19 protein-coding genes are annotated in these 23,240 nt (G+C 62.2%); 12 read left to right on the top strand and 7 right to left on the bottom strand.

The annotated features are described in order from the left end of the window. The first annotated feature begins 37 nt into the window (after positions 1-37). The 4 genes from PQQ51_RS26245 (at position 38) to PQQ51_RS26230 (ending at position 6,589) form a co-directional block, all read left to right on the top strand. The gene (locus PQQ51_RS26245; protein ID WP_408499869.1) at positions 38-1,258 is read left to right on the top strand and encodes a pyridoxal-phosphate-dependent aminotransferase family protein; all 1,221 of its coding nucleotides are present in this window, start codon (positions 38-40) and stop codon (positions 1,256-1,258) included. Between the two features lie 217 nt (positions 1,259-1,475). Continuing rightward, positions 1,476-2,762, top strand: a complete 1,287-nt coding sequence (locus tag PQQ51_RS26240; RefSeq protein ID WP_408499868.1) for an MFS transporter — start codon at positions 1,476-1,478, stop codon at positions 2,760-2,762. A 17-nt stretch (positions 2,763-2,779) separates the two neighbouring features. After that, entirely contained in the window at positions 2,780-3,529 is a 750-nt protein-coding gene (locus PQQ51_RS26235; RefSeq protein ID WP_408499952.1) for a 2-keto-4-pentenoate hydratase, read from the top strand. Positions 3,530-3,553: 24 nt separating this feature from the next. Beyond that, a complete protein-coding gene (locus tag PQQ51_RS26230; RefSeq protein WP_408499866.1) occupies positions 3,554-6,589 on the top strand; it encodes an FAD-binding and (Fe-S)-binding domain-containing protein in 3,036 nt (1,011 codons plus the stop codon). A gap of 5 nt (positions 6,590-6,594) precedes the next feature. On the opposite strand, the gene PQQ51_RS26225 is transcribed toward PQQ51_RS26230, so the two are convergent. Continuing rightward, positions 6,595-7,536: an AraC family transcriptional regulator gene (locus PQQ51_RS26225; protein ID WP_408499864.1), complete on the bottom strand. Its 942-nt coding sequence runs from the start codon at positions 7,534-7,536 to the stop codon at positions 6,595-6,597. A 142-nt stretch (positions 7,537-7,678) separates the two neighbouring features. On the opposite strand from PQQ51_RS26225, the gene PQQ51_RS26220 reads away from it, so the two are divergent. From PQQ51_RS26220 to PQQ51_RS26195, 6 genes are all read left to right on the top strand, one after another. Beyond that, a complete protein-coding gene (locus PQQ51_RS26220) occupies positions 7,679-8,578 on the top strand; it encodes a DMT family transporter (RefSeq protein WP_408499863.1) in 900 nt (299 codons plus the stop codon). Positions 8,579-9,083: 505 nt separating this feature from the next. Continuing rightward, on the top strand, positions 9,084-9,800 hold the full coding sequence (locus PQQ51_RS26215; protein WP_408499862.1) for an ABC transporter permease: 717 nt from the start codon (positions 9,084-9,086) through the stop codon (positions 9,798-9,800). Next, positions 9,797-10,702: a glycine betaine ABC transporter substrate-binding protein gene (locus PQQ51_RS26210; protein WP_408499861.1), complete on the top strand. Its 906-nt coding sequence runs from the start codon at positions 9,797-9,799 to the stop codon at positions 10,700-10,702. Before PQQ51_RS26215 ends, PQQ51_RS26210 begins: the two co-directional genes overlap by 4 nt. Positions 10,703-10,716: 14 nt before the next feature. Then, positions 10,717-11,370 (top strand): ABC transporter permease, encoded by a 654-nt coding sequence (locus PQQ51_RS26205; protein ID WP_408499860.1) that lies wholly within the window; start codon positions 10,717-10,719, stop codon positions 11,368-11,370. Next, positions 11,367-12,569, top strand: a complete 1,203-nt coding sequence (locus PQQ51_RS26200; protein ID WP_408499859.1) for an osmoprotectant ABC transporter ATP-binding protein OsmV — start codon at positions 11,367-11,369, stop codon at positions 12,567-12,569. Before PQQ51_RS26205 ends, PQQ51_RS26200 begins: the two co-directional genes overlap by 4 nt. A gap of 103 nt (positions 12,570-12,672) precedes the next feature. Continuing rightward, on the top strand, positions 12,673-13,470 hold the full coding sequence (locus PQQ51_RS26195; protein WP_408499858.1) for a sce7726 family protein: 798 nt from the start codon (positions 12,673-12,675) through the stop codon (positions 13,468-13,470). A 3-nt stretch (positions 13,471-13,473) separates the two neighbouring features. On the opposite strand, the gene PQQ51_RS26190 is transcribed toward PQQ51_RS26195, so the two are convergent. The 3 genes from PQQ51_RS26190 to PQQ51_RS26180 form a co-directional block, all read right to left on the bottom strand. After that, positions 13,474-14,553 carry a beta family protein gene (locus PQQ51_RS26190; RefSeq protein WP_408499857.1) on the bottom strand — a complete coding sequence of 360 codons (1,080 nt, stop codon included), beginning with the start codon at positions 14,551-14,553 and terminating at the stop codon, positions 13,474-13,476. A 507-nt stretch (positions 14,554-15,060) separates the two neighbouring features. Next, positions 15,061-16,053 carry a LysR family transcriptional regulator gene (locus PQQ51_RS26185; protein WP_408499856.1) on the bottom strand — a complete coding sequence of 331 codons (993 nt, stop codon included), beginning with the start codon at positions 16,051-16,053 and terminating at the stop codon, positions 15,061-15,063. Further along, positions 16,050-17,477: an MFS transporter gene (locus tag PQQ51_RS26180; RefSeq protein ID WP_408499855.1), complete on the bottom strand. Its 1,428-nt coding sequence runs from the start codon at positions 17,475-17,477 to the stop codon at positions 16,050-16,052. Before PQQ51_RS26180 ends, PQQ51_RS26185 begins: the two co-directional genes overlap by 4 nt. A gap of 65 nt (positions 17,478-17,542) precedes the next feature. Here PQQ51_RS26180 and PQQ51_RS26175 point away from each other — a divergent pair, with 65 nt between their 5' ends. Next, a complete protein-coding gene (locus tag PQQ51_RS26175; RefSeq protein ID WP_408499854.1) occupies positions 17,543-18,229 on the top strand; it encodes a helix-turn-helix transcriptional regulator in 687 nt (228 codons plus the stop codon). A gap of 147 nt (positions 18,230-18,376) precedes the next feature. Next, positions 18,377-18,634, top strand: coding sequence for a hypothetical protein (locus PQQ51_RS26170; protein ID WP_408499852.1), 258 nt, complete (start codon positions 18,377-18,379; stop codon positions 18,632-18,634). Positions 18,635-18,735: 101 nt separating this feature from the next. Here PQQ51_RS26170 and PQQ51_RS26165 read toward each other — a convergent pair whose 3' ends face one another. From PQQ51_RS26165 to PQQ51_RS26155, 3 genes are all read right to left on the bottom strand, one after another. Further along, positions 18,736-19,959, bottom strand: coding sequence for a winged helix-turn-helix domain-containing protein (locus tag PQQ51_RS26165; RefSeq protein WP_408499850.1), 1,224 nt, complete (start codon positions 19,957-19,959; stop codon positions 18,736-18,738). A gap of 204 nt (positions 19,960-20,163) precedes the next feature. Beyond that, positions 20,164-21,882 (bottom strand): FAD-dependent oxidoreductase, encoded by a 1,719-nt coding sequence (locus PQQ51_RS26160; RefSeq protein WP_408499848.1) that lies wholly within the window; start codon positions 21,880-21,882, stop codon positions 20,164-20,166. 94 nt (positions 21,883-21,976) lie between these two features. Beyond that, positions 21,977-22,969 carry a DedA family protein/thiosulfate sulfurtransferase GlpE gene (locus PQQ51_RS26155; RefSeq protein ID WP_408499846.1) on the bottom strand — a complete coding sequence of 331 codons (993 nt, stop codon included), beginning with the start codon at positions 22,967-22,969 and terminating at the stop codon, positions 21,977-21,979. Between the last annotated feature and the right edge of the window lie 271 nt (positions 22,970-23,240).

Raw genomic sequence — 23,240 nt, 5'->3', positions numbered from 1 at the left:
TAGTTTTTTGAATGCAAAATTCAATCGGAGGAACCCCATGCTGAAGCTCGACTTTCATCCCGCTGGCCGCCACTTCCTGCAGATCCCGGGTCCGAGCCCGGTGCCCGATCGTATCCTCCGGGCGATGAGCTATCCGACCATCGACCATCGCGGTCCCGAGTTCGGCGAACTGGGCCTGAAGGTGCTCGACGGCATCAAGAAAATCTTCAAGACGCAGCAACCGGTGGTGATCTATCCGGCATCGGGCACCGGCGCCTGGGAAGCCGCGCTGTCGAACACGCTGAGCCCCGGCGATAACGTGCTGATGTTCGAAACCGGCCACTTTGCGACGCTGTGGAAAAAGATGGCCGAAAGCCTCGGCCTCAAGCCCGAGTTCCTCGGCTTGCCCGGCATCGAAGGATGGCGGCGCGGCGTGCAGCCGCAAATGATCGAGGCGCGTCTGCGCGCGGACACGCAACACGCGATCAAGGCGGTGTGCGTGGTGCACAACGAAACCTCGACGGGCGTCACCTCCGACATCGCCGCCGTGCGTCGCGCGATCGACGCCGCCGGCCATCCGGCGCTGCTGCTGGTCGACACGATTTCCGGCCTCGCGTGCGCCGATTATCGCCACGACGAATGGGGCGTCGACGTCACCGTGTCCGGCTCGCAAAAGGGTTTGATGCTGCCGCCGGGCATCAGCTTCAACGCGATCTCGCCGAAGGCCTTCGCGGCCAGCAAAGAGGCCAAACTGCCGCGCAGCTTCTGGGACTGGACCGACATCGTCGAGATGAACAAGACCGGCTACTGGCCGTACACGCCGAACACGAACCTGCTGTACGGCCTCAATGAAGCACTGGAAATGATCCTCGGCGAAGGGCTCGACAACGTATTCGCGCGCCACGAGCGTCTCGCCGAAGCCACGCGCCGCGCGGTGCGGGCGTGGGGGCTGGAGATCCAGTGCGCGGACCCGTCGGTGTACAGCCCGGTGCTCACCGGCGTGATGATGCCGGACGGCGTCGATGCCGACGCGGTGCGCAAGCTGATCTACGAGCGTTTCGACATGTCGCTCGGCACAGGCCTCGGCAAGATGAAGGGCCGCATGTTCCGCATCGGCCATCTCGGCGACTGCAACGACCTGACGCTGCTCGCGACGCTCGCCGGTTGCGAAATGGGTCTGCGTCTTGCGGGTATACCCCTTAAGGAAAGCGGTCTTCCTGCCGCTATGGAGTGGTTGAGCCAGCCGACCCACGCGTCCGGCCTGAAAGCCGTCGCCTGAACACAGCAACGCAACACAGCAGCGCAAAACAGCAACGCAACGAAAAGCAAAGAAGCAGTCACTCGCAGCAAGGGAAGGCGGGGAATCCTTCCCCAAGAAAGCCGTGCGCAGAACGCGGCCCTGAACACCATGCGATGCCCCGCGGCGTGTGCCGGAGGGCAACGAGGCGGCGCGCCACTCGATGCGCGCCGTCGAAACACTGCAACGGAGAGCGACGATGAAGCGGTTTCGTGTGACCAGTGCGACCAGTATCGTTCTAGTGATGCTCTGCATCATGTACTTCATCACTTACCTCGACCGCGTGAACGTCAGTACCGCGGCTGCGGGTTTCGGCAAGGAATTCAATCTTTCTCATACTGAAGTGGGCCTCGTGTTCTCGGCCTTCGCGTATCCGTATCTGATTTTCCAGATCATCGGCGGCTGGGTCAGCGACCGTTTCGGTGCAAAACGCACGCTGATTTTCTGCGGCGCGATCTGGGGCGTCGCGACTTTGCTGACCGGTTTCGCCGGCGGCCTGCTGTCGCTGCTGGCGGCACGCGTGTTGCTCGGTTTCGGCGAAGGCGCGACGTTTCCCGCCGCGACGTCGGCGATGGCGCGTTGGGTCGCAAAAGAAAAACGCGGCTTCGCGCAGGGCATCACGCACGCCGCATCGCGGATCGGCAATGCAGTCGCGCCGGGTCTGATCGTGCTGGTGATGGCGACCTGGGGCTGGCGCGAATCGTTCTATATCTGCGGTGTATTCAGCTTGTTGTGGGTGGCCGTGTGGGCCTTCACGTTCACCGAACATCCGAAGGATCATGCGCGCATCACCGCCGCCGAACTCGCGGTGCTGCCGCCGCCGAAGCCGCAACCCGCTCGCGTGCCCTGGGGCAAACTGTTTCGCCGCATGTGGCCCGTCACGATCGTCTACTTCTGCTACGGCTGGACCTTGTGGCTGTTCCTGAGCTGGATTCCGCAGTACTTCCTGCACAGCTACCACCTGCAATTGCAGAAGTCGGCGATCTTCGCGTCAGTGGTGTTCTTTGCGGGTGTGATCGGCGATACCCTCGGCGGTATCGTCACGGACTGGATCTTCACGCGCACCAGCAGCCTCAAGCGTGCGCGGAGCTGGATGGTGTCGGTCTGCATGATGTTCTGCCTGATCTCGCTCGTGCCGCTGATGTTCACGCACAGCCTGTATCTGTCGATGGCGTGTCTCGCGTCCGGTTTCTTCTTCGCGGAAATGACGATCGGCCCGATGTGGGCGATTCCGATGGACATCGCGCCGGAATACTCGGGCACCGCCAGCGGCATGATGAACACCGGCTCGGCACTGGCCGCGATCATTTCGCCGGTAGTCGGCGGCTTCCTGATCGATTACTTCGGCAGTTGGGAATTGCCGTTCGTCGGCAGCATGCTGTTGATGGCGATCGGCGTGGTGCTCGCATTCCGCATGCAGCCCGAAAGCAGGTTCTCCCTCAGCGACAACGCGGATGCGCAGACGGCAACAAGCCTCGGCGTGTAAGCGAAAACCCAATGACTATGACTCCATCCTTGAGCCAGCGTCTTGCCGACGCGCGCCGCGATCACTTCACACTCGACGTGTTGGCCGCGGACCAGACTCCCGCCGACGGCGTGGCCGCCTATGCGATCCAGCACGAGATTCTGCGCGTGAACGGCGCGCAAATCGGCGGCTGGAAGATCGGTGCGAAGTCCGATAGCGGCCCGATTCAGGGCGCGCCGTTACCTGACACCGATCTGCACGCCGACGGCGCACGCTTGCCGCGCGATGTGTTCACTCCGCTGGGGCTCGAACTGGAAATCGCTTTCCGTTTCGCGCGCCGCTTCGAGCCGTCGAGCACGCCTTATAGCGAAGCCGATGTGCACGCGGGCATCGGCTCGATCGGCGCGACGATCGAAATCGTCGCGAGCCGTTACGCCGGGTGGCCGAACGTCGACAAACTCGCGCAACTGGCGGATCTGCAGAATCACGGCGCGTTGATCGTCGGCGAATTTACGCCGTATCGCGACGACTTTGCGTTCGTCGCGCCGTCGCTGCGTTTCAGTTTCGACGGCCACGATGTGGTAAAGGCCACGCCGGCGAATCCTGCCGGCGATCCGCGGCGTTTGCTCGCGTGGCTCGTCAATCACGCGACGTCGCGCGGTATCGCGGTGACGCCCGAGATGGTCGTCACCACCGGTTCCTACACCGGCATGTTTTTCCCGAAGCACGCGGGCACCGCGAGCGGACGTATCGAAGGACTCGCGCCGGTCAGTGTGACGCTTTACTAGCCTGTCTTCCCACAAGGCGACGATATGAAGAACCCCACTTCCGCATTACTCGTCAAGCCGATCCATCTGGTGCCCTCCGCCGCGCGGCTCACCACGCCGCTCGCGCAGCATCTGCGCAAGGCGCTGCGCGGCGATGTTCTGTTCGACGCGGCGAGCCGCGGCCGTTATGCGACCGACGCGTCGATCTATCAGATCACGCCGATCGGCGTGGTCGTGCCGCGCGATCAGGACGATTTGCGCGTCGCGCTTGAAATCGCGCGCAGCGAGAAAGTGCCGCTGCTGGCGCGCGGCGCGGGCACGAGCCAGTGTGGCCAGACGGTCGGCGAAGCGCTGGTGATCGACACCAGCAAGTGGCTGAACAACATCGTCGCTTTCGATGCCGACGCACGCACGGTAACGGTCGAGCCGGGCGTCGTGCTGGATCATCTGAACGCGTGGCTGAAGCCGTACGGCCTGTGGTTTCCCGTCGACGTGTCGACCGCCGCGCAATGCACGATCGGCGGGATGGCGGGCAACAATTCGTGCGGCTCGCGTTCGATCGAATACGGCAACATGGTGCACAACGTCGACGCAATCGACGCGATTCTCGCCGACGGCAGCGAAGCGCGTTTTGCGTCGTTGCATGAGACGCCGCAAGGTGAGCGCTTGCAGCAGATAGTCGAAGGCGTGAAGCGGATCGCGCAACGCGAGCGCGACGAGATCGTCGAGCGCATTCCCAAGGTGTTGCGTCGCGTGGCCGGCTACAACATCGACCTGTTCGATTGCCAGAACCCGCGCGCTTATACCGACGACGGCAGCGCGAACCTCGCGCATCTGCTGGTCGGCTCGGAGGGCACACTCGCGTTCAGTCGGCAATTGACGTTGAAGCTGGCGCCGCTGCCCGCGCATAAAACGCTAGGCGTGGTCAACTTTCCGACCTTCTGGCAAGCAATGGATCTGACGCAGCACATCGTCAAGCTGAAGCCGGTGGCAGTGGAGCTGGTCGATCGCACGATGATCGATCTGGCGATGAGCAATCCGTCATTTAAACCGGTGATCGGGAAGGCGCTGGTCGGCGAGCCGCAAGCGATCCTGCTGGTGGAATTCGCAGGCGAGGAGTGCGATGCGCAGCTCGCGTCGCTGAAGCAGTTGACCGAACTGATGGCCGATCTCGGCTTGCCCGATTCGGTCGTCGAAATGCCGGCTGCGAGCGAGCAGAAAGCGTTGTGGGAAGTCCGCAAGGCAGGCCTGAACATCATGATGAGCATGAAGGGCGACGGCAAGCCGGTTTCCTTCATCGAAGATTGCGCGGTGCCGCTCGAGCATCTCGCCGACTACACGAGCCGTTTGACCGACGTGTTTCACCGCCACGGCACCGAAGGCACGTGGTACGCGCACGCGAGTGTCGGCACGCTGCATGTGCGGCCGATTCTCGACATGCGCCGCGACGGCGCGCAGAAAATGCGCGCGATCGCCGAGGAGGCAGCGGCTCTCGTGCGCGAATACAAGGGCGCGTATTCGGGCGAACACGGCGACGGCCTGTGCCGCGGCGAGTGGGTTGCATGGCAGTACGGGCCGCGACTGAATCAGGCTTTCAGCGAGATCAAAGCGCTGTTCGATCCGGACAACCGCTTCAACCCCGACAAGATCGTGCGTCCGCCGAAAATGGACGACGCGCGCAATTTCCGCTTCGCACCGGGTTACAAGGAACAACGGATCGACACCGCGCTCGACTGGTCCGCATGGAACGTCGTGCGCGATCCGCTGACGGGCGAAGAGACCTTGCCGGGCAGCGGCAACGATCTGTCCGGCGGTCTCGCGAAGGCCGTCGAAATGTGCAACAACAACGGCCATTGCCGCAAGTTCGACGCCGGCACGATGTGCCCGAGCTATCGCGTGACAAAGGACGAGCAGCATGTGACACGCGGACGCGCGAACACGCTGCGTCTCGCGATCTCAGGACAACTCGGCGAAGCGGGACTCGCAAGCGACGATGTGAAGGAGACGCTCGATCTGTGCGTGTCGTGCAAAGGCTGCAAGCGCGATTGCCCGACGGGCGTCGACATGGCGAAGTTCAAGATCGAGGCGCGGGCGGCGCGCGTCAAGCGGCACGGTTTGCGTCTGCGTGACAGGCTGGTTGCGTTCATGCCGCGCTATGCGGCCGCCGCGAGCCGGATGCCGGGGCTGATCGCGTTCGCCGATAACGTGCCGGTGTTGTCGGCGTGGTTCAAGCGGGCGGTGGGTTTTGCGCCTGAGCGAAGCTTGCCGGGGTTCAGCCGATCGTTTCTGTCCACTGTTGGGCGTCGTTCCGACAAACCGGCTCTGGGCGGCGGCGCGTTGAAGGACGTGTTGCTGTTCGTCGATACGTTCAACAACCATATGGAGCCGGACAACGCTCGCGCTGCGCAGAAAGTGCTGGAGGCGGCGGGTTACACAGTGCATTTCAACACGCGGCCGGGTGAACGTCCGGTGTGCTGCGGACGCACGTTTCTCGCCGCCGGTCTGGTCGATGAAGCTAAGCAGGAAGCGCGGCGCATGCTCGATCTGTTCAGGCCGTTCGTGGAGCGCGGCGTGCCGATCGTCGGTCTGGAGCCATCGTGCCTGCTGTCGTTGCGCGACGAGTTTTTGCACTACGGTTTCGGCGAAGAAGCGCAGCGCCTCGCCAAGCAGGCGTTTCTCTTCGAAGAATTTCTCGTGCATGAGAAAGCCGCGGGACGCTTGCAGCTTGCTTTGAAACCGTTGGCGAAAGAGCAGGCGCTGGTACACGGCCATTGCCATCAGAAGGCGTTTGACGCGTTCACGCCCGTGCAAACCGTGCTGAGCTGGATTCCTTCACTGAAGGTGTCGACGGTGGACTCGTCGTGCTGCGGGATGGCGGGGAGCTTCGGCTACGAGGCCGAGCATTATGCGACGTCGCAGGCGATGGCCGAACTGTCGCTATTGCCTGCGGTGCGCAAGATCGACGCCGATACCGTGATGGTCGCGGATGGCACGAGCTGCCGTCACCAGATTCACGACGGTGCCGGTGTCGATGCGATTCACGTGGCGCGCGTGCTGGCAATGGCGTTGGAGTTGGAGTAACACCGCTACCGCGCGCTGACCAACTGCCGGTAAGCCGTAGGCGACACCCCGACGTTTTCGCGAAACCGATGGCTGAAGTGGCTCGCGTTCGCATATCCGCAGCGCTCGGCAACCTGCACGAGCGGCAGCGCCGTAGTGCGCAGCAACGTGCGTGCGCGTTCGAGCCGCTGCTGCGCGATCCACGCGGCGGGCGGCAAGCCGAACGACGTGCGGAACATCCGCGCGAGATGAAACTCCGACAACGCTGCGACGGCCGCCAGTTCGCCGAGCGTAAGCGGCTGCGCGAGATGAGTCTCGATGTAGTCGCGCAAGCGCCGCCGCGTGGCGACCGACAACCCGCCCTTCAACGATGCGTCGCTGCGGCGCACGCCTTGCGCACGCAGCAGCAGGCTCAACACCTGGTGCGAGGTTTCGTTGCTGCGTATGCGTCCGTCGGGGTCGTGCCAGTCTTCATTGGCGAGCGACTGACACAGGCTCGCGATCCGCGGATCTTCGAAATAGGTGCGATCGGCGAGCGTCAGTTCGCGTGGCTCGAGATCGAGTTCCTGCACGGCGCGCTGCGTGAAATGTTCGGGCAGGAAATACAGATGCATGAAGTGCATGTGGCCGCGCACCCACCAGCGTGATTCGTGTTCGCCGGGCAATGCGCACAGCCGCGCCGGCGCGCCGTAGCGGCCGGGCATCTTCTGCCGTTCGGTGCGATAGCCGCCGTCCAGATAGCACGACAGCGTGTGATGGCCGGGCCGCTCGTATACCGTCTCGGCTTCCTCGGTGTCGCGCGTCCAGATGGCGATCGCCAACTGGTCGCCCAGCCACGCGAAGCGGTCCAGATTCGCGTTCGCGCTGCGCAGCGTGTGACATACCGACTGAAGGCCGAACGGCGTTTCGTCGGGGTTCGTCACGGGATCGAGGCAGGGGGTGGCGTTCACGGCGCGAGCGGCGGGCATCGGATGGGGGGGAAGCGCCCAGTATAGGGCGACGCGCGGGTGTCGGCTTGCGTCCGCGAAAAAGTGCGCAAGTTTGGACAAGTGCGGCTGGCCGGCGCGCAGCATAGTCGGGGCTTCCGAATTCCACGCTGCGGGCCTTGCCATGAATCTGTCGTTGTACGCCGTCACCGTCCTCATCTGGGGCACCACGTGGATCGCGATCAAGTGGCAATTGGGGACGGTGCCGCCGCCCGTTTCCATCGCGTGGCGATTCTGGATCGCGGCGCTCGTGCTGTTCGCGCTGCTGCGTCTGATGCGCCGCCCGATCTGGCCGCCGCGCGCCGCATGGCGCTATCTCGTCGCGCAGGGATTCGCGCTGTTCTGTCTGAACTTTCTATGCTTTTACTACGCCGAGCAGGTCGTGCCGAGTGGACTGGTCGCGGTGGTGTTCTCGATCGCGCCGTTGATGAACTCGCTCAATGGCCGGCTGTTCATGGGCCGTCCGTTGCAACCGACGGCGATTGCCGGCGCCGTGTTAGGACTCGTCGGCATCGTGTGCCTGTTCGTGCAGCAGATGGCCGGTCACGTCACCGATCACGCGGAATGGGTCGGCCTCGGCGTCGCGTTCCTCGGCACCTTGTGCTTCTCCGCAGGCAACCTGCTGTCGAGCCGGATGCAGTCGATGGGCCTGCATCCGTTCGCGACCAATAGCTGGGCGATGCTGATCGGTGCGAGCATCCTCACCGTCGGCAGCTTGATTGCGGGCTATTCGTTCGACATCGAGCCGTCCGCGCGCTATATCGGCGCGCTCGCGTATCTGGCGATCTTCGGCTCGGTGATCGGCTTTACCGCCTATCTGATGCTGGTCGGACGCATCGGTCCGGAGCGCGCCGCGTATTGCACGGTGCTGTTTCCGATCGTGGCGCTGGCGGCGTCGACGGTATTCGAAGGTTATCGGTGGTCCGCGCTGGCGGTGGTCGGCCTCGTACTCGTGCTGGCCGGAAATCTGGTCGCCTTCGATTTGACGAAGCGGATTTTCGTGCGGCGAGTGCGGGCGTCGTGACGATGCTTTACCTCGCCCGACAGTGAGCTTTTCCGGGAGAGAAAACGTTACACGGTGAGCCTTTACGGGAACGACAAAAACTATGGATTAACCACATGGGTAGACGAAGTCTGCCCATGTCCGTATAATCCCCCTCACCCTAACCGTGAAATCACCGCTACATAAGCAAAGTTAGAAGGGGTTAAATGCTAAATAGCAGCAATCAGCATTCATCCCGGCGTCGGTAGAAACCGGCGTTTCATGGGGTTCCACACCCCGTCAGGCAAGCGGCTCAGCGCCGCTACCCACTTCATCGATGGATCTGGCACCAGTTTTGCTGACTGGCAAGCCATCGAGGGCGACACCACATCGCAGCCCTCGCGCTGGGGCGAACACAAAACCCCGGCACCACTCGGTTCAATTCGCGGCTGCTGCCGCGTCCCGAACTTCCCATTCGCAGCGTCGTTACGACGCCTGCGCGGCGCGGCCGTTTGCGCGCGTCGCTCGAACAAGGAGGCGCATCTTCATGATTCAACGTCCTGCCAGACTGATCGGCAGTCTTGTGGCCATCGGCATTGTCGTCGCGTTGTTGTGTCGCGCTATCGACCCAGGCGCGCTGCATCAGTACGCGCCCGATCTCGTCTACTACACGAAACGGCATCTGCTGCTGGTCGGCTACTCGATGGCTTTCGCGCTGCTCGTCGGCATTCCCGCCGGCGTGCTGCTGAGCCGCCCGTCCTTCGCGCGTCACGCCGAGCGCTTCATGCAGATCTTCAATATCGGCAATACGGTTCCGTCGCTGGCCGTGCTTGCAATCGCGCTCGGCATCTTCGGTATCGGCGACATCCCGGCGCTCGTCGCGCTGTTTCTCGCGTCGTTGCTGCCGATCACGCGTAATGCGTACGAGGGCATGAAAAACGTCTCTCCCGCGCTGCGCGAAGCCGCGCGCGGCATCGGCATGACCGGTTGGCAATCGCTCGTGCGAGTCGAGTTGCCTAACGCGATGCCTATCATCATCGGCGGCGTGCGCACGGCGCTTGCAATCAACGTGGGCAGTGCGCCGCTCGCGTATCTGATCGGCGCGGACAGTCTCGGCACGCTGATCTTCCCCGGCATCTATCTGAACAACCAGCAGCAGCTTTTGCTCGGCGCCGCGGCCACCGCGATCCTCGCGCTGGTGCTCGACGGCATCGTTTCGGCCGGCAGCCGCTACCTGCTCGCACGGCGCGGGGTGACGGCATGATCAATCTGCTCAAACGCAAAAGCACCCGCCGCTGGCTCGCGGCCGGCGCATTGCTCGTGACGGGTTTGCACGCGAGCGCGGCGACACTGGTGCTCGGCGGCAAGAACTTCACCGAGCAATACGTGCTGACGGAAATCACATCGCAGTACCTGCGTTCGAAAGGCTATACGATCGACGCCCGCACCGGTCTCGGCAGCACGCTGCTGCGCAGTGCGCAGGAAAACGGCCAGGTCGATATCACGTGGGAATACACCGGCACTGCCGCAATCGTCTACAACAAGATCACCGAGAAGCTCGATCCGAAGACGATGTACGAACGCGTGAAAGCGCTCGATGCAAAACGTAGCCTGGTGTGGCTCGATTGTTCGCCGCTGAACAACACGTACGCGCTGGGTCTGCCGCAAGAAGTGGCGCAGCAAACCGGCATCCGCACGATCTCGCAACTTGCCGCGAAACTGGCTGCCGAGCCGAAAAAGAAACACGTGTTCGCGATGGATGCGGAATTCGCCAATCGTCCCGACGGACTGAAGCCGCTCGAAGCCACCTACGGCATGCATTTCAGCCGGGCGGAAACGCGCCAGATGGATCCGGGTCTCGTGTACACCGCGTTGCATAACAACCAGGTGTCGATCGGTCTGATCTACACGACCGACGGTCGCGTGAAGGGCTTCAACATCGTGCCGCTCGAAGACGATCGTCACTACTTCCCCGCGTACAACGCGACGCCGGTGGTGCGCAAGCCGATCCTCGACCAGAACCCGCAACTCGCGGCGCAGTTGAACGCGCTGTCCGGCGCGCTGAACAACGACGCGATGCTGGAGATGAACAAGCAGGTCGATATCGACGGCAAACCGGTGCATGAAGTCGCGGCGGAATTCCTGCGTACGCACGAGCTGCCCTGAGCGGAGATCTATTGATGACTGTATTCGACTATCTATCGGCCAACTGGCCGGAACTGCTGCAACTCACCGCGCAACACGTGTGGCTGGTGGGGATTGCGGTGGGTTGCGCGATTGTCGTCGGCGTGCCCCTGGGTATCCTGATCAATCGCCATGAGTGGCTTGCCGCGCCGTTGCTGAGTATTGCCACCGTGGTGCTGACCTTGCCGTCGATCGCGTTGTTCGGCCTGATGATTCCGGTGTTCTCGCGCTTCGGGCAGGGTATCGGCGCGGTGCCGGCGATTACCGCCGTGTTTCTTTACTCGCTGCTGCCGATCATGCGCAACACGTATCTCGCGCTACGCAATGTCGACGCCGGGATCAAGGAAGCCGGTATCGGCATCGGCATGACGGTGTGGCAGCGGCTGCGCCTCGTCGATCTGCCGCTCGCGGTGCCGGTGATTCTCGGCGGCGTGCGCACGGCGGTGGTGATGAACATCGGCGTGATGACGATCGCGGCCGTGATCGGCGCGGGTGGCCTGGGCACGCTGATCATCCGCGCGATCGGCCAGAGCAACATGATGAAACTGTTGGTGGGCGCGGTGCTCGTGAGCGTGCTCGCGATCGTCGCCGACTTGCTGCTGCAAGCGTTGCAACGCTTGCTGACACCGAAGGGAGTGCAAAAGACATGATCGAACTCGACAAACTGACCAAGACGTTTACGCAGAAAGACGGCCAGCCGGTGCGCGCCGTGGACTCGGTGAGCCTGACCGTCGGCGAAGGGGAAATCTGCGTGTTTCTCGGCCCGTCGGGCTGCGGCAAGACCACCACGCTGAAGATGATCAACCGTCTGATCGAGCCGACTTCGGGCCGTGTACTGATCAACGGCGAGGACACGTCGGGTCTGAACGAAGTCGAATTGCGCCGCCACATCGGCTATGTGATCCAGCAGATCGGCCTGTTCCCGAACATGACGATCGAAGAGAACATTACCGTCGTGCCGCGTTTGCTCGGCTGGGACAAGAAGCGTTGCCGCGAGCGCGCGACCGAACTGATGTCGATGGTCGCGCTCGATCCGAAGCAATATCTGAAGCGCTATCCGCGCGAATTGTCCGGCGGACAGCAGCAGCGCATCGGCGTGATTCGCGCGTTGGCTGCGGATCCGCCGGTGCTGCTGATGGACGAGCCGTTCGGTGCGGTCGACCCGATCAATCGCGAGTCGATCCAGAACGAGTTCTTCCAGATGCAGCGTCAGTTGAACAAGACGGTGATCATGGTGAGTCACGATATCGACGAAGCGATCAAGCTCGGCGATCGCGTCGCCGTGTTTCGCCGTGGGCAACTGGTGCAATACGATCATCCGGATACGCTGCTCGCGCATCCACGCGACGAGTTCGTCGGCGCGTTCGTGGGGCAGGACAGTACGTTGAAGCGTCTGCTGCTGGTGAAGGCCGGCGATGCCGCCACGCAACCGGAAACCGCGCGCGCGGATACGGCGGCGGCGCGCGCTTTCCAGATGATGGACGAAAGCGACAGCCGCTATCTGACCATCGTCGACGACAACCAGCAGGCGCTCGGTTATGTCACGCGTCGCGCGGCGCGCGCGGGGCAGGGTACGTGCAGCGATCATCTGACGCCGTTCAAGGCGACGGTCAGCGCCGACGAGCATTTGCGCATCGTGTTGTCGAAGATGTACCAGTTCAACTCGTCGTGGATGCCGGTGATGGACGGCGACGGACGTTATGTCGGCGAAGTCACGCAGGATTCGATCGCGGACTATCTGAGCTCGGGCCGCTCGCGCCGGCAAACCGGGCAGCCGGCGATCGTGTCGCCGGCGGTTGTGGCGGCAGAGGCGGCGGCTGCGCAGGCGGCTGCTGCGGAAAATGCCTGAAATTTACCGGGCGGCCGTTCGTACCATCGACGGCTGCTGCGCGATATCCTGGTACTCGAACGCTATGAAATGCCTATAATTCCAGCTGACGGGGGGACATTCAATGGATGTGTTGAACGAGGCGATTATCAAGGCTGCGGTCATCGATAGGCTTTTGCGCCATCATATCGATGACGACGCGGTACTGATCAGCGAGATGGTCCTCTCGAAAGGTGTGCGTCGTGCCGATCTCGCGGTGGCGAACGGTTACCTTCAGGCTTTCGAAATCAAAAGTGAGTTAGATACGTTGGTTCGTCTGGATGGCCAACTCGAAGCTTACTCGGCCCAGTTTGACAAGGTCACCCTCGTTGTTGCAGCCCGATTCGTCGACGCGGTTTTGAGTAAATATCCGAAGAACGTAGAGGTCTGGGAAGCGCGCAATGGCGACAACGGTGTGCAAATTAAACAGCGCCGGCGCGGCGAATGCCGCCCGGTGAAGTCCGTTGCGGCACTCGGAGGTTTTCTCAGGAAAACAGATATTGTGAATTTCCTGAGATCGGAAGGGCGAATGGCATCAACCGAGGATTCGCGGATCGATCTGATGACTGCGCTTGAATGCACAAATGTGTCGTGTCTTCGGCGATTCGTGCTGTTGACTATAAAGAAACGCTACAAAGCACTCCATAGTGCATTTATCGCGCGGCGCAACGGGGTTACGTTGGCGGGTGACCTCGTTGCTTTGCGCCGGACCGAGTCTGGAGTCGCATGCACGCAGGTTCGGCCCGAATTCCGGTCCAATAAATATGAAGTCGAAAGCGGATATCGGACCGGGCGTTCCGTTAATATCGATCGGCTTCGCAAGCGCTACGGAATAGTTGCAGACGATCTTCCGCAGACCGTACTGCTCCGTGGCGCTGCGTAAGCGTTAGAGCCAATCGTCAAGTGGGTCGTCGTCCGCAGGTGAGCCCGAGGCCTGTGAGAGATGAAATTGCCGCGTGATATGCATGTTGACTCGCGCGGCAATCCAGCTTGACGGAGTCTTCATCTTTTCAATGTATCCCGATGCGGCCGATACAATTTTGCGGGCTCCCCACGAACCGTTTTTTTCGATTTCCGGAAAACTTCCGATAAGGGCTTTCGCGGCGTCGATATATCCTCGAGCATCGGTGTCGGGGCGTCGTTCAAATTCCCAGGACTCGGCGGTTGGATAGTCGATGCGTGGGGTATATCTTCCGCCGCTTGCCGCCGACACCTTGGGATGAATCGATGCATGGTCGCCGTAAATGCAGGCGTCGCTACCGACTTCCTCGAAGAGTTCGCGTTCAAGAATGGGGATGCTGCCGCGCGTGCCACCGGACTCCTTGTCGAATGACTTGGTAACCGATGACGGGAAACTGGACGCCATCAAACATAGGGTTGCGTCCGGGATGTCCTGTCGAATCTGGTTGATGGTTCGCAGCGATTCCGCGATACATTTGCCGATCAATTCCCTGGTTACCAGTTCAAGATCGATGATGACTAACGCCTGCTCGGCGGAGTCTAACGAAGACAGCGCGGCGACGACCCGAGGCGTGTCTACTGCAAGGTCTATGAGCCGAAATACCACACGCTCCTGAGCCAGCTTCGCAAGTTCTCGTGTTTGCCGCATGAGATCAGGCAGACGAAGATCCTTGGGCATCTGTACTACGGGAATGGCAAGTGGATTTTCTTTTATAAGTTTTCGCCAGGCACTGAACGAACCTTCGGATGAGCGCAAGGCCAGAACTTCCGGGTTTTGATATTTGGATTCGCTTGTAATGTCAAGAAAATATGGACGATTGCCAATAGCGGCTCTGGCGTTTTCAAGCGACGCGGCTATGCCCGACTGCTTCGGCCACGCACCCAGCGTGATGAGCGGAAGTAGTTCGTCTTTGATCTCATCAGAGATCTCGTGGTAACCCAGCATTTCGGCTGGGCGAGTTCTTAGGGCTGGATAGTAGGAGAATTTTTCGAAATAAGACGGCAATTTATTGCTCCTCGGATAGAGGTGAACTGACAAGAATCAATTTTATTATTTTGGATATCTTAAGATGTTCGACTGTCTTATTTCAACGAAGCCAGCAAGCAGACGGTTCGACGGTAGATTGTCGGAACGCGAATTTAGTGTTAGTGCCAAGCGTTGGAAATTGCGATTTCGTTGTGCGCGCGCCGAGATGATCTGACAGACACTTATCTACTACTGACAGAAATGCATCACGCGTTTGGCGAGAGGTCATGCGTAAGATTGCTTTTAACGCTTCAGATAAAGCGATTTATGCGCGTCAGATCAGTTGAGGCAGCGAACCCGGGAGTGAGTACGTTTTAGAGCGAGTGAAGGACGACAATAGTCGAAAAATTACTTGCAATTGGTTTGATCTAGATCAGCTTTTGGTAAATTTAATGGCGCGGCCATTGTGGCTTTGTCGACGTTGGCGAGCAAATCCACGCGAATCCGGGCGCTCAGTTCTGGAATGTTGGAGCAACCCCACCATCCTCACAAAACCACATCAATCCCATGAAGCCGCTGCGCATCCATCACCGGCCACGCTGGTGGATTGATCAACGGCTTCGCTCGTGTTCGCGCCATCCCCGGCGCATCGTCGAACACATCAACCAGCCAATCGACAAACGCGCGCACTCGCGGCGAAATCTGTCTGCTCTTCATATAAGCGACAGAAACCGCGACCGGCGCCGGCTTACACTTCGGCAGTACTTCGACCAGTTGCCCCGACGCCAGATATGGTGCCGCGGCGGCGCGCCCAGGCTGGATCAGCCCCATCCCTTCGAGTCCGCACGCAAGGTAAGCGTGGTCGTCGCTCACCTGAATAAAACCGTCCACCTTCACCCGGCTCGCGCGGGCCGCCACGTTGAATTCGAGTTCGACACGTCGGCCGGTTTGCGTCGGGAGCCAGGTCACCGCGCGATGGCTGGCGAGGTCGTCGAGATGACTCGGCTCGCCATAGCGGGCGAGATAAGCCGGGCTCGCGCAGGTCACGCGCTCAAGTAACCCGAGACGCCGCGCGAGCAACCGCGAATCCGGCAATTCACCCAGTTCGATGCTGCAATCCACGCTCTCGCCAATCTGATCGAGTGAGCGATGATTCGCGCCGAATGTGATCCCAACATGCGGATGCAGCGCATGAAACGAACTCAGCGCGGGAACCACGATCGACGTGGCGATCGTCCCCGGCATCGCCACGCGCAAGTGGCCACGCAGATTCTCAGGGCGGTTGAACAAACCCGATTCGACTTCGTCGATTGCGGCGAGAATCTGCGCGCAACGTTCGTAATACGCAGCACCTTCGGCGGTGAGCGTGACCTTGCGTGTCGTGCGCACCAGCAATGGCACGCCGAGCAGAGACTCGAGCGCCTGCACGGTGGTCGACGCCGTCGCGCGTGGAATCTCCAGCGCTTCGGCGGCGCGCGTAAAGCTGCTCGTGTCGACGATCCGCACGAAAATCCGCATGGCCTGCACGCGATCTATCACGATGCTTCTCCGGTTGCGCGCGGCTTGCGACTGGCCAGCACGAATGCAAGGAACGGCGCCACCGCAAACGTCGCGAACAGCCACGACGCGGTGCGCTGCGCGCCAGGCAATGCGGCTAACGTGGTGAGACCCGCGCCATTCGCGATCAGGCCCGCAAGCGCCGAGCCGAGCGCCATCGCGAACAGTTGAATGGTCGTGATCGACAGCGACGCGAGGTTTTCCTCGCCGGGTTGCGCGGCGGTAAACACGCTCGTCAGCAGATGCGGCCAGCCGATGCCCACGCCGAGCCCCACGCTCGTGAGCACCGCGCACAGTGCCAGCGCGCCGGCTGGGTGGTCGAACAAGCCGGCGATCGGCATCAGCCATGCGAGCGCGCCGAGTCCCAGCGCCGTGATCAGCGGACCGACGCGCGTCAGCCGCTGCGCGGCAAGCGCCGAGCGGCCCGCGCTGAACATGGAGCCGACCGACCAGCCGGCCGCCATCAGTGCGGTGAGATAGCCCGCGGTCAGTGGCGAACGTCCGTGGATCGTTTGCAGCAGATACGGCACGAAAATCTCGGTCGTCATTCCGATGCCGAGCAGATTCATGCACACATACAGATGCCCGATGCGCGTGCGGATCGAATACGAGCCGCTTGGAAACAGACGCGGTTTCGTCGTGTTGCGTTCGAGTCGCGCGAGGATGACCATCAACGCGAGACCGGCGATGACGCCCGCTGCGCTCCAGCGCAGGTCGTCGGTCAGTGCGGTGAGCGAGATAACCAGCACCGTAGCGCTGAGCAACATGACCTTGAGCAAGGGAATAGGCTGGGCCGCGTCGTCGGCGGGGCGCTGGTTATCCACTTCGCGATTCACGATCACGGCGAGCAGCAATACCACCGGCAGTAACGCCCAGAACGCGAGGCGCCAGTCGCCGAGTTGCGCGAAGATGCCGCCGACCGCCGGTCCGCATAACGTCGCGACGCCCCACATGCCGGACACCAATCCCATCGCGCGAGACCAGAGGCGTTCTTCGAATACCACGCGAATCAACGCATAACTGAGCGCGAGCAGCACGCCGCCGCCGAGGCCTTGCAGCGTGCGTCCGCCGAGCATCCACGGCATGGACGGCGCGCTCGCCGACACCACGGTGCCGAGCGCGAAAACCGCGAGTGCACAGAAATACGCGGAGCGTGGGCCGAGCACCGTCAGCAAGCGCACGGACAACACCGAGCCGAGAATCGACGCGACGACGAATAGCGTCGTATTCCACGCATACAGTTCAAGACCGCCGATATCCTGTACGACCGACGGCAGGATCGTCGTCGCGATATACACGTCGGTCGCGTGTAGCGCGACGCCGCCTGCGAGCCCCAACGCTCGCCAACCGTTTCTGCCGCTGAGGAGATCGCCCCAGGAAGGACCCGCCGATTGCAGATTTTTCATGTCGTGGACAGCCGCACGAGGCTGGCTTATTATGCAAGTATTGGCTTGGATAATAATGTGATCCGATGAGATATGCAAATGAAAGCTTGGATAATTCGCCGGCCGTCGCGCAAACCGCGTCGACAGCCGCGCCGGTGGATCGCATCCTGAATCTGTTGAAAACGCAGGGCCCGTCGTCGACGGCGGCGATTGCGGGCGAACTTGCTATTACGGTCGAGGCCGCGCGTCAGCAGATCCAGAAACTGCTAACGGGCGGTCTGATCGAAGGACATCAGGCGTCGCAGGCGGGGCCTGGGCGGCCGAGTCAGAACTGGGGTTTGACGGAGGCGGGCAACGCGCGCTTTCCGGATACGCATCCGCAATTGACGGTGCAGTTGATCGGATCGATTCGTCAGTTATTCGGCGAAGAGGCGCTCGACAAACTGATCGATCAACGCGCAGTCGAAACGCGCGCGAGCTATCTGGCGGCACTCAAACCGCTGAAGGGACTCAAGGCCCGGCTCACGAAGCTCGCCGACATCCGCAGCGCCGAGGGCTACATGGCCGAGTTGCGCAAAGACGGCCGCGACTGGTTGCTGGTCGAGAAACACTGTCCCATTTGCGCGGCGGCGCGTGTATGCCAGGGTTTTTGCCGGACGGAGTTGGAGTTGTTCGCGGAGATCGTCGGCGAAGAGGGCACGGTGGAACGCGAGGAACATGTGCTCGTCGGTGCGCGGCGATGTGCGTATCGGGTCAGCGTAAAAAGCAGATGACCCGGCATCTTGCGCGGGCGGGTATCTATATCTGCGTCGCCGGTTGATCGCGGGCAGATCGCGGATGGACGCCAGCGCATGATCGGTATATAACAACATGAAAGAATGGCTTGTTCACCGCTGGATCAACAGGAGCAAAGTTTCATCATGACGCAAGACGTTTCGCCAAAACCGCCCGCGGGCGACCGCCCGGATCTCGAACATCTCGACGCAGCGCTGAGTCACGTCGATCAGCAAGTGTCGTCCGGCAGCATTGCTTCCGGTGCCGCGAAGGGCATTCTGTATAGCCTGATCGAAACGCTCGGTGCGTTCGTCGGCGATCCCGATCTGCCGGAGCACGCGCGTTCGGGTTACGAAGGCCTGCTCGAAGCCGCTCGCGAATTGCGCGCGAAACTCGACCACTGAAACACGGCGGCATGCGTGCCGCTGTCGAGCGAGTGTTGTGCGCCGCGCAGGTCATGACATTTCGGCGGCGCGGTGGTCGTCGTCTGGACCACCGCCGCGACTCACGCCTGCGCAGTCTCGCCAATCGTCAACGCATCCAGCCACTCGGGCGGCGCGGACGCAATCTCCAGTTGTGGTGTGCCGTGCCAATCCGCGCAACGCTGCAACGCGCGTCGCAGATCGCCCGCAAGGCGTGCGCTCAGTCGCACGCCGGGTTCGATGTGCAACGACTTCAATTCGAACACGCCACTGCTGCGATGCGCTTTCGCATCCACGCGACCGACCAGACGACCGCGACTCAGCAGCGGCAACACGAAATAGCCGTATTTGCGTTTCGCTGCCGGCGTGTAGCACTCGATCGCATAGTCGAAGTCGAACAGCGCGGCGACGCGCTTGCGATCCCACACCACAGGATCGAACGGCGAGAGCACTGTGGTGACGCTCGACGTGAGCTTGCCGTTCGCCGCGTCGTCGATCAACGGCGCGAATTCATGATGGACGAACGTGTCCTGCTTCCAGCCTTCCACCTGCACCGGAATCAGCTCGCCCCGATCGGCTAGCGCATGCAGATCGTCGCGATACGGGCGACGCGGCAGCCGGTAGTAATCCGCGACCCAATCGGCGCGCGCGACACCGAGCGCGCGGCAGGTACGGCGCAACACTTCTTCGACAACGGTATGCGTGGGTTGCAGATCGCGCGCGTCATTCCAATCGGGTAGCACGCGTTCGGTCAAATCGTAGACGCGCTGAAAATTGCGCCGCTCGGCCACCATCAACTGGCCGATCGCGAACAGCACTTCCAGATGACGCTTCTCGGGTTTCCAGTCCCACCAGCCATTGCCTTTGCCTGCTTCGCGCGCAAAATCCGCGGAGCGCACCGGGCCCGTCGCGCGGATATGCGCGAGCAGCTTCTCGATGTCCTTGCGATACTTTTTGTGCCAATCGGCCGCGTATTTCCAGCCCATGCCGCTCGGGTCGAGCATCCGGTGACGCAGCAGGCCGTAGTCTTCCGTCGGCACGAAACAGGCTTCATGCGACCAGTATTCGAACAGCTTGCCTTCGGCGAGATGTTCGTCGAGCCACTGCTGCGGATACGAGCCGAGCCGGCTGAACAGCACCAGATAAGGACTGCGCGCGACCACATGAATCGTGTCGATCTGTAATTGCGCCATGCGGCGGATCGCGTCGAGCACGTCGGCTTTGACGGCCTTGCGGCGTGGCGGCGCGAGCAAACCTTGTGCGGCCAGGTGGAGGGTGCGGGCGGCGGAGAGCGGGAGCGTCTTCAAGCGTGGCGTGGGTCGTTGGTTGGCTACGATGAGGGGCTGCGAGGAGAGCCGGACGAGAGGTCCGCGTGGGCTCAGCAGCCGCTAATGTAGCGCGATTCTGCGGGTTGAGTCGCGGCTCGAACCGGCACCGACTGACGCGCGTGACCGGCCGCGCCGATGATGCCTGTCCCAGCCGTTCGCCGCCAAACGTCTATCAAGCGCCTATCAAGCGCCCAGCGCCACCGCCTCCCCGGCCGACACCGCGAGCAACTGATGAATCTGCGCAACCACTGCCGCGCCTTCGCCGACAGCCGCGGCCACGCGTTTCGTCGACCCGGCGCGCGCATCGCCGATCGCATACACGCCGTCGACGGTCGTCGCGAGATCGCAGACAGAGTTGCCGTCAGCACTCGTGCCGGTCAGCACGAAGCCCTTGTCGTCGAGTTCCACGCCGCAGGTGCGCAGCCAGTCGGTATTCGGGTCCGCGCCGGTGAAAAGGAACAGATGCCGCGTGTCGAAATGATCGGTGCCGTCCGGCAAAGGCTGCTTCAGAACGACCGACGACAAACCGACGTCGTCCGCCTCGAGCCGGCCGATCTCCGATTTCGGATGGACGAACACATTCGGCAGCGAACGGATGCGGTCGATCAGATAGCGCGACATGGTGGCCTCGAAACCGCTCCGGCGGATCAGCACGTGGACCTTGGCGGCATGCGTCGCCAGATAGACGATCGCCTGTCCCGCCGAATTGCCGCCGCCGACCAGCACGATTTCCGCGCGCTTGCAGAGCTTCGCTTCCACCGGCGACGCCCAGTAGTAGACGCCGCGTCCATCGAAACGGTCGAGACCTTCGAGCGCCGGGCGCCGGTACACGGCGCCGCTCGCGATCACGATCGCGCGGGCGCTGATATGGCCGCCGCACTTCAGTTCAAGCCGATGCGGCGACGCCGCGCAATGCAGCGCCTTGACGTTGACCGGAATCGCGACGTGCGCGCCGAACTTCTGCGCCTGCACGAACGCGCGGCCCGCCAGGGCCTGACCGGAGATGCCGGTCGGAAAGCCGAGATAGTTTTCGATCCGCGAACTGGCGCCCGCCTGGCCGCCCGGCGCGCGGCTGTCGAGCACGATGACCGACAGGCCTTCGGAGGCCGCGTACACCGCGGTCGCGAGCCCTGCAGGCCCGGCACCGACGATCGCGACGTCGTACACGTGGGAGTCGTCGAGATCGGGCAGCAGGCCGAGGCAAGTGGCGAGCTCGGGCATGCTCGGATGACGCAGCACCGACCCGTCCGGACAGATCACCAGCGGCATGTCGTGTTTCTGCGCGGCGAACTGTTCGATCAGACGCAGTGCGTCTTCGTCGCGTTCGTCGATCACCGAATGAGGGTGGCCGTTGCGCGACAGGAAGCCCTGCAACATGACGAGCCGCGCATCGTTGCTGTTGCCGATCAGAATCGGACCGCCCGCGCCTTTTTCAATCAGCGACACGCGCCGCAAGATCAGCGCGCGCATGATGCGCTCGCCGAGTTCGGCTTCGGCGACGAGCAACGCCCGCAGTTGCACCGGCGGAATCAACAGCGCATCGACGGCGCCTATCGCCATTCCGTTGACGAGCGCGGGCCGTCCCGACAGTTGACCGACTTCCGCCAGAAAATGCCCGGCGCCATGCTCGGCGATCGCGATTTCCCGGCCGATGCCGTCGCGTTGATAAACCTTCACGCGTCCTTCGAGCACCACGAACATGCCGGGGCCCGTGTGGCCGGTTTCGAACAGCAATTGACCGGCTTCCCAGTGGCCGACTTCGCCGAACTTGCGCAGGCGCTTGATTTCGTCGCACGTGAGTGCGGGGAACATCTGATGCATGCGAGTCGCGAGCGACGAAAACGGCGCATCGGCGACAACTGCCTGTTGTCCTTCAGTATCAATTTCTTGAGTCGAAAGCATTGAACCGCTCCTTCTGTGTTCATCCTGATTGATCGACACGGGGGCGAAGCGGCGTGGGGCGCACGAGCGCGCGCGGATTCGGGGCGCTGCTGCGCTACACGGCCTTGGGCGCGATATCGTCGACCGCCACGTCGGGCGGCGGCGTGTCGGGCAGCCCATCCACCGGCTTGCCCGAATCGCGCCAGGCTTCCATGCCGCCGCGCAACGGCAGCACGTCGGAGAAGCCGGCTTCGTTCATCTGCTTGGCCATCCATGCCGCGGAAATCTCGTTCGGGCATGAGCAGTAAATCACTACCTTCTGGTCGTGCGGATACGTCGCGATGATCTCGTCGAGTTGACGTTCATCGGCGAATTGCGATCCGGGGATCACGAAAGGATCGAGCTTACGCTTTTCCTGCGAACGGATATCGAACAGCACCGGCGTTTTGCCGGCTGCAACGAGCGTTGCCAGTTCGTCGATTTCCATGCGCTGCGAAGCGAGTTTCGATACCAGTTGACGCCGGCGATACCAGCGATAACCGGCGTACAACAGCAACAGCGCGACGGCGACCAGCGCAGCGGTGCGGCCGAGGCGACCGGCCATCGCGAACAGCATGTCGATCTGCTGGGCGAACAGGGCGCCGATCGCGAGACCCGTACCGGACCACAACGCCGCGCCGATGCCGTCATACGTGAGGAACGTGCGATAGCGCGCGCCCATTGCGCCAGCCATCGGAATCGACACGATCGACAGGCCCGGTACGAACTTCGCCACGGCCAGCACCCGCACGCCCCAACGTCCGAAAAACCGTTCGGTCTTTTTTACACAGGTGTCACGCGACAGCGACAGGCGGCAGATGGTCTTCAGCGTATTGCCGCCGTACAGGCGCCCGGCGAGATACCACGCGCTGTCGCCGATCAGCGTAGCGAAGATCGACAGCACGAGCACCGGCATCAATTGCGTACCCACCGAGCCCGGATGCATGGCCGCCATCGCGCCGAACAGCACGAGCGACGGCATCGCCGGAACCGGCAGCCCAAGCGAGGCGGCCAGCACGTTCGCGAAGACGAGCGCCGGCCCATATTGCTCGACGAGATCATGTAGCATCGGCTTACAACCGCGGCCCTTACGGGCGCGGCGCTGGTAGGAAAACGAAAAGAGGATGCAAGGATTATGGACGCAATTTCAAGACGTGCAAATGTCCTGAAAACTTGTCCACTATCGAGGGGTATAAGGCGAGGGCTGGCGCACGGTGGCGCGCTGATCGATTGTCCGGCCGGTCGGGCGGGCGACGCAGCGCCGCCGGGCGGTGAGGTTGCAGGCGCGGGGGGGGCGGGGGGGGGGGGCGGGGGGGGGGGGGGGGGGGGGGGTTGTTTTG

The organism is Paraburkholderia xenovorans, assembly GCF_046030735.1.
In the GTDB taxonomy this organism is placed as follows: Bacteria; Pseudomonadota; Gammaproteobacteria; order Burkholderiales; family Burkholderiaceae; genus Paraburkholderia; species Paraburkholderia xenovorans_A.
The sequence above is the reverse complement of the archived record's forward strand: the minus strand, read 5'-3'. Positions and strand labels throughout refer to the sequence as shown.

Excerpts from the sequence above, each read along its gene's own strand:
- PQQ51_RS26245 (WP_408499869.1), top strand. The coding sequence starts at position 38 with ATGCTGAAGCTCGACTTTCATCCCGCTGGCCGCCACTTCCTGCAGATC.
- PQQ51_RS26240 (WP_408499868.1), top strand. The coding sequence starts at position 1,476 with ATGAAGCGGTTTCGTGTGACCAGTGCGACCAGTATCGTTCTAGTGATG.
- PQQ51_RS26235 (WP_408499952.1), top strand. The coding sequence starts at position 2,780 with ATGACTCCATCCTTGAGCCAGCGTCTTGCCGACGCGCGCCGCGATCAC.
- PQQ51_RS26230 (WP_408499866.1), top strand. The coding sequence starts at position 3,554 with ATGAAGAACCCCACTTCCGCATTACTCGTCAAGCCGATCCATCTGGTG.
- PQQ51_RS26225 (WP_408499864.1), bottom strand. The coding sequence starts at position 7,536 with ATGCCCGCCGCTCGCGCCGTGAACGCCACCCCCTGCCTCGATCCCGTG.
- PQQ51_RS26220 (WP_408499863.1), top strand. The coding sequence starts at position 7,679 with ATGAATCTGTCGTTGTACGCCGTCACCGTCCTCATCTGGGGCACCACG.
- PQQ51_RS26215 (WP_408499862.1), top strand. The coding sequence starts at position 9,084 with ATGATTCAACGTCCTGCCAGACTGATCGGCAGTCTTGTGGCCATCGGC.
- PQQ51_RS26210 (WP_408499861.1), top strand. The coding sequence starts at position 9,797 with ATGATCAATCTGCTCAAACGCAAAAGCACCCGCCGCTGGCTCGCGGCC.
- PQQ51_RS26205 (WP_408499860.1), top strand. The coding sequence starts at position 10,717 with ATGACTGTATTCGACTATCTATCGGCCAACTGGCCGGAACTGCTGCAA.
- PQQ51_RS26200 (WP_408499859.1), top strand. The coding sequence starts at position 11,367 with ATGATCGAACTCGACAAACTGACCAAGACGTTTACGCAGAAAGACGGC.
- PQQ51_RS26195 (WP_408499858.1), top strand. The coding sequence starts at position 12,673 with ATGGATGTGTTGAACGAGGCGATTATCAAGGCTGCGGTCATCGATAGG.
- PQQ51_RS26180 (WP_408499855.1), bottom strand. The coding sequence starts at position 17,477 with ATGAAAAATCTGCAATCGGCGGGTCCTTCCTGGGGCGATCTCCTCAGC.
- PQQ51_RS26175 (WP_408499854.1), top strand. The coding sequence starts at position 17,543 with ATGAGATATGCAAATGAAAGCTTGGATAATTCGCCGGCCGTCGCGCAA.
- PQQ51_RS26170 (WP_408499852.1), top strand. The coding sequence starts at position 18,377 with ATGACGCAAGACGTTTCGCCAAAACCGCCCGCGGGCGACCGCCCGGAT.
- PQQ51_RS26160 (WP_408499848.1), bottom strand. The coding sequence starts at position 21,882 with ATGCTTTCGACTCAAGAAATTGATACTGAAGGACAACAGGCAGTTGTC.
- PQQ51_RS26155 (WP_408499846.1), bottom strand. The coding sequence starts at position 22,969 with ATGCTACATGATCTCGTCGAGCAATATGGGCCGGCGCTCGTCTTCGCG.